The organism is Nonomuraea sp. NPDC049504, assembly GCF_040676845.1.
In the GTDB taxonomy this organism is placed as follows: domain Bacteria; phylum Actinomycetota; class Actinomycetes; order Streptosporangiales; family Streptosporangiaceae; genus Nonomuraea; species Nonomuraea salmonea.
On sequence record NZ_JBFAPT010000074.1, the window covers coordinates 1 to 4,905 of the forward strand.

Sequence of the window (4,905 nt, forward strand, 5' to 3'; positions counted from 1 at the left end):
TCCAGGGCAAGGCGTATTTCGCGGCCAACTTGCCCGCGAGACCACCGGCGAGTGAGCCGAGGATGTTCAGTGCCGTTTTTCCGCAGGCGCTCAGAGCCCAGGACCTCATCGTTCATGACCTGACGACCGGCGAGCTCCGCCGCTTCACGCCGCCCGAAGGTGTCGCGTTCGAAGCCGTCAGCCTCTCCCCCGACGGCCGCTGGCTGCTGGCGACCGGCTTCCGCTCCAACACCGACATCGCGGTCTACCTCACGGACCTGAGCACCCCTGACGCCGAGCCCGCCTGCGCGACGTCCGCGCTCGGCGAGGGTGTCTTCGAGCCCGGCGCCTGGGCCTCGGACTCCAGTGGGTTCCACCTGCTCACCGATCACTGGAGCGACTTCACCGCCGCCGCCTTCTACGACCTCGAAGCCAAGTCCCTGCACGCAATCGCCGCCCCGTCCTGGGACGTCGAAACCTTGGATGTCGCGGCGGGCGTACGCATCTGGTCCGTCAACGAGGGTGGTCGCTCCCGTCTGCACGCCGAACGCAACGGCTCCCCGCTCCTGCTGCCCGACATCCCGTCTGGCGTCATCTCGGCACTGTCCTTGGCACCGGACGCCTCCTTCGCCGTCCTCCTGATCGACTCGGCGGCGCGGCCGACGGAACTCGCGGTCCTGGACCTCGCCAACCACGACTTCCGCTCCCTCACCGACACCCGTCCTGCCGCCCTGCGCGTCATCAGCTCCATCGTCCCGGAGCTCATCACTTATCCGGCGAGCGGCGGCCGCGACGTCCACGCCCTCCTCTACCGTCCGGACGGCCCGGGCCCCCACCCGGTCCTGCTGTCCGTCCACGGCGGACCGGAGGCCCAGGAACGTCCCATCTACGCCCGCTCGGGCCTCTACCAGCACCTTCTCCACCAGGGCATCGCCATCCTGGCCCCCAACGCCGCCGGCTCCACCGGCTACGGCACCGCCCACCAGAAGCTCATCTACCGCGACTGGGGCGGCATCGACCTCGACGATCTGGACCACGGCATCCGCCACCTGCAGACCCTCGGCTGGGCCGACACCGGCCGCCTCGCGGTCATGGGAGCGTCGTACGGCGGATTCGCCGCCCTGTCCTGCCTCGCGCGCCTGCCTTACTCGTGGGTCGCGGGCGTCTCCATCTGTGGCCCCAGCAATCTCGTCACCCTCGCCAAGGCCTCACCCTCCACCTGGAAGACCTTCGTCGCGACCGTCCTCGGCGACCCCGACACCTGCGCCGAACACCTCCTCGCGCGCAGCCCCGTCACCCACGCAGACGGCATCACGGCGCCCCTGTTCGTCATCCAGGGCGCCCACGACCCACGCGTCCCCCAAGCCGAGTCCGACCAGATCGTCGCCCGGCTGCGTGAGCGTGGTGTCGAGGTCCGCTACGACATCTACCCCGACGAGGGCCACGGCTTCACCAACCGCGCCAACGAGCTCAAGGCGTACGAGGCGATCAGTGCCTTCCTCTATGCGCATTTGATCACGATCGATACTGAGAGACCGAATGTGCTCAACGTGGGGTGAGAGCGCCGAACCCATGTGCTGGCATTGACCGGCATGGCGTGGTGCCGAGCAGGCGGGTGGTCCTGTCGAGGTTGCTGGAGCGGTGTCAACCGGGCAGCCGTTCACCCTCCAGTCTGTTCTCTTTGGGCCAACGACCCGGCACACACTCGCCGAGTTCATAGTCCGCGCAGTATTCGTCGATGCGAACTATATGCAGAGTCCTGACATAGTCCTTCTGCAGTAGCCGGCGAAGAAGGCCAGGGTTCGCTTCCTTTACAAGATAGCCAGCTATCTTCCCGGCACGAGCGGTTTCCCTGAGCCGTTCGAGACGGAGACCGAAGTGACTTAGAGCATCCTCGTCGGACGGGCTCAAGGCGGATACCCACGAACGAAAATCGTTGGTAATCCGCTCGCTGTCGCCATAGCAGTCTCCGCAGAAGGTAGTGAATCCGTCCCAGTACACGGGAGGTTCGCCTTTTGCGGAAGCGAAGATCACCTTGTTGAGCGACAGATATCCTTTACGCCGAACATCGGCCACGGTCAGAGGTTCCTTGAGTTCGACAACGACAGTTATTACCTTGGTCTGGCCTGCCTGTTTCAACTGCTCATCCACGGCACCCTTGTCGACAAGCTCATCCGTGCCGCCTTGGCCGAGGGACCCGAATGTAGTGCGGAGTTCGACTGCTTGCCGGGATCGTGGAGCAAGTGAATTGAGAAGGGCTCTCTCCGGCACCGCCGTGCGGTCTTCGGGGGCGGAGTAGTAAATGCGGCCCGAAAACTCGTCCTGGCGTATAGCGAGAGCGGCCGTGCGGCCAGACTTCGACTCGGGCTCCCAATTCGCTACTATCCTCAATTCGATGGCCATCTCCTTTGGACGGCGTCCCCAGAGGGGCTCTCCTAAGGTCACTGCGTACTCGGGATGAGTGGCCCGAAAAGCATTAGCCATCACGTAGCCGAAGTGATCGATTTCCGTGTAAGTAATATTTCGACGCTGATACTCATCATTACCGCGAACAGTAGTGCACGCGACAAGCAGAGTCATGAGTAAGCCCATCAATGCCATAATACGAACTGTCACGACCATCCACTCGGTGTGGCCGAAGCCCCGGAGGGGTGACTCGAACCCCTCCTGGACTTCGACGATTAACTACTTCTGATGCAATTATGCGTCGCGAGATCAGGGAGCTTTCCGTCGGCTCGAGCCCAGTCGCAGCGGATCGTGATCTTGTCAACCTCCTGTATATCTTTGACCTTGTTGGAATTGTAGAACTTGAAGGTGAGCCTTCCTGTCAACTCGTTGCGGTAGGCGAGTATGCCACACTTTCCCGCAAGGTCCTCGCACTCACCCATTCCCGTATCGGGATCGAAGGTTACCGACTTGTTCGCGTAGCCGTGGGCCCAATTGCGCTTCACCGAGTGGCAGATATCCTTCGTCTCAGCCGAAGACGTATAGCTTCCGCTCAAGCCTCCGGTCCCTTGACTTCCTTCGAAGCCTATCGCGAAACCGATACTGTTCGTGGTCGTCAGCTTTACCACCTTGAAGCAGCTGTTGAACGAGATTGACGCTCTGGAATTCTTCACGATGTACTTGGCGAGATCAGTTGTCCAACTCGCTTTCGGCGCGTTTGGGCCAGTGCCCCAAGTGCGGCCCCGCGGAAAGAATTTCATGGCATTCCTGACGGGACTGATTGGCCACTGAAGCTGATAACAAGGATTCTCGCATCTAGCGGGCGGGTCCCAGTGTGAAGCGGTGGCGATGCCCACATTCCAGTCCTTCTTGAGGGGCTGCAAGTCCCAGCCGTACTGCCAGAACTTGTCGTTGGCAGAAGGCGGCGGAACGCCAGCGACTCCAGCGAGTCGCTGTGCGTTCTTGCCCCCCTGATCGCTTGCCGCCTGCGCCGTCGTCGGATCGGTATCGTCCCAGAGATAGGAGACATCGAAGTCCCCGAAGTCTGTGCTCAGCAGTGTTCCGCGACGTCGACCGGTCCGTCTGGGAAGGGTTCCAGCTGGACGTTCCCATCTACCCGGAAGCAGAGGAATGAGAAAAGGGTCGACCCTAGCCTGCGGGGCTGTCATCCTCATCGGCTTGGCAGCCTGTTCATCGCCTCCTCCTACGGACAGCCGCCCACTCGGCAGCGCGACGGCACCGCCTGTGGAATGTGGCCTGATATCGAGCCAGGCCATTGGCCGGGCCATCGGATTGAGCGACTTCTACGCGAGCGGGTCCACCTCGGCGAGCGACTTCTCTCACTGCGTCGTCAGTAAGTCACCGAGCATCACCGATAAAGCGCTGATGACCGTCGAGCTGCACGACCCGTACCCGTCAATCTTGCAGAGCCTGGAGAACGGCAAAGCCAGAGATAGTGGAGTGGCCCTGCCTGACGGCGTCGGCCCAGGTTACAGCGCGCCGGTAAAGGACACGAACGGGAACCTCGTCGGGGGCAAGGTCTTCGCCTGGACACCGGACGGCAGCAAAATGTTGGCCATCCAGATCGTCAAGGGAGCAGCGGGACGGGATCATCAAGCCGATGCCGTCGAGTTCGCCCGTCAACTCCGCCCCCTTCTCCTGGCACCGGCCCCGTAACCGCACTGTCGGTAGAAAAGGTGGCGCGCCCGATTCTGGACGAGGAACTTGATCGGGTGGGCGGGAACAGTCGGTAACAAGTCGCAGCGATCCACGGCCTCGCCTGCTTCCCCTCTCTGATTTGCGGAGCGTTGTCTCGCCCTGCGACCACCGCTGCAGCGGCATCGGTCCTCGCGTACGGTCTTCCCAATCGGAGAACAGCTGCAGGAGGGACCGGCCCCGGGACGCGCGGGGCCGGAGTGGGTGGATGGAGACTACGGGCTAACTGTCCAAGGCTGCGTTGATCTTGCCGTTGATCTGTTCCTGTTGGCCGTCCATGCACTTGGCGTACACCCGCAGCAGGACGGGTTGCGTCCACGGAAGTGGTGTACGAGTTTGACCTGGTCAGCAGGTGTGGCGTCGTGAAATGAGAACGGTCATCGCGTGATCCTTCGTAGCAACGATTCCAAGAAGGAGAACGGCGATGACCGCGGACAACAGTGTGACGCCTGAGCGGTGGCTGGCGCAGCAGATCGAGACCGGTGACCCGGACATGTTGCGATCCATGGTGAAGACCATGGCCGAGACGTTGATGTCGGCCGAGGCCGACAGCCTGTGCGGGGCCGCTTACGGCCGGCGCAGCGACGAGCGCACGAACTCGCGTAACGGCTACCGGCTGCGTGAGTGGGACACCCGCGCGGGGACGATCGAGCTGGCGATCCCGAAGCTGCGCCAAGGCTCGTACTACCCGGACTGGCTGCTGGAGCGACGCCGCCGGGCCGAGCAGGCGCTGATCAGCGTGGTCGCCACGTCCTATCTGCTCGG

The 4,905-nt window shown here is 62.8% G+C and carries 5 protein-coding genes; 3 read left to right on the forward strand and 2 right to left on the reverse strand.

What is annotated here, in order from left to right:
• Positions 1–1,538 (forward strand): prolyl oligopeptidase family serine peptidase (locus AB0K28_RS51540; protein WP_364386008.1); only part of this gene is annotated, 1,538 nt, incomplete at its 5' end.
• Positions 1,539–1,623: 85 nt separating this feature from the next.
• Here the strand turns inward: AB0K28_RS51540 and AB0K28_RS51545 are convergent.
• A complete protein-coding gene (locus tag AB0K28_RS51545; RefSeq protein ID WP_364386011.1) occupies positions 1,624–2,580 on the reverse strand; it encodes a hypothetical protein in 957 nt (318 codons plus the stop codon).
• 80 nt (positions 2,581–2,660) lie between these two features.
• Positions 2,661–3,701: a hypothetical protein gene (locus AB0K28_RS51550; protein ID WP_364386014.1), complete on the reverse strand. Its 1,041-nt coding sequence runs from the start codon at positions 3,699–3,701 to the stop codon at positions 2,661–2,663.
• Between the two features lie 109 nt (positions 3,702–3,810).
• Between AB0K28_RS51550 and AB0K28_RS51555 the strand changes: the two genes are divergently transcribed.
• Together AB0K28_RS51555 and AB0K28_RS51560 are read left to right on the forward strand one after the other, a co-directional pair.
• Complete coding sequence (locus tag AB0K28_RS51555; RefSeq protein WP_364386017.1) at positions 3,811–4,101, forward strand: hypothetical protein; 291 nt, start codon at positions 3,811–3,813, stop codon at positions 4,099–4,101.
• A gap of 463 nt (positions 4,102–4,564) precedes the next feature.
• The coding region (locus AB0K28_RS51560; RefSeq protein WP_364386020.1) for a transposase at positions 4,565–4,905 on the forward strand (341 nt) is incomplete at its 3' end.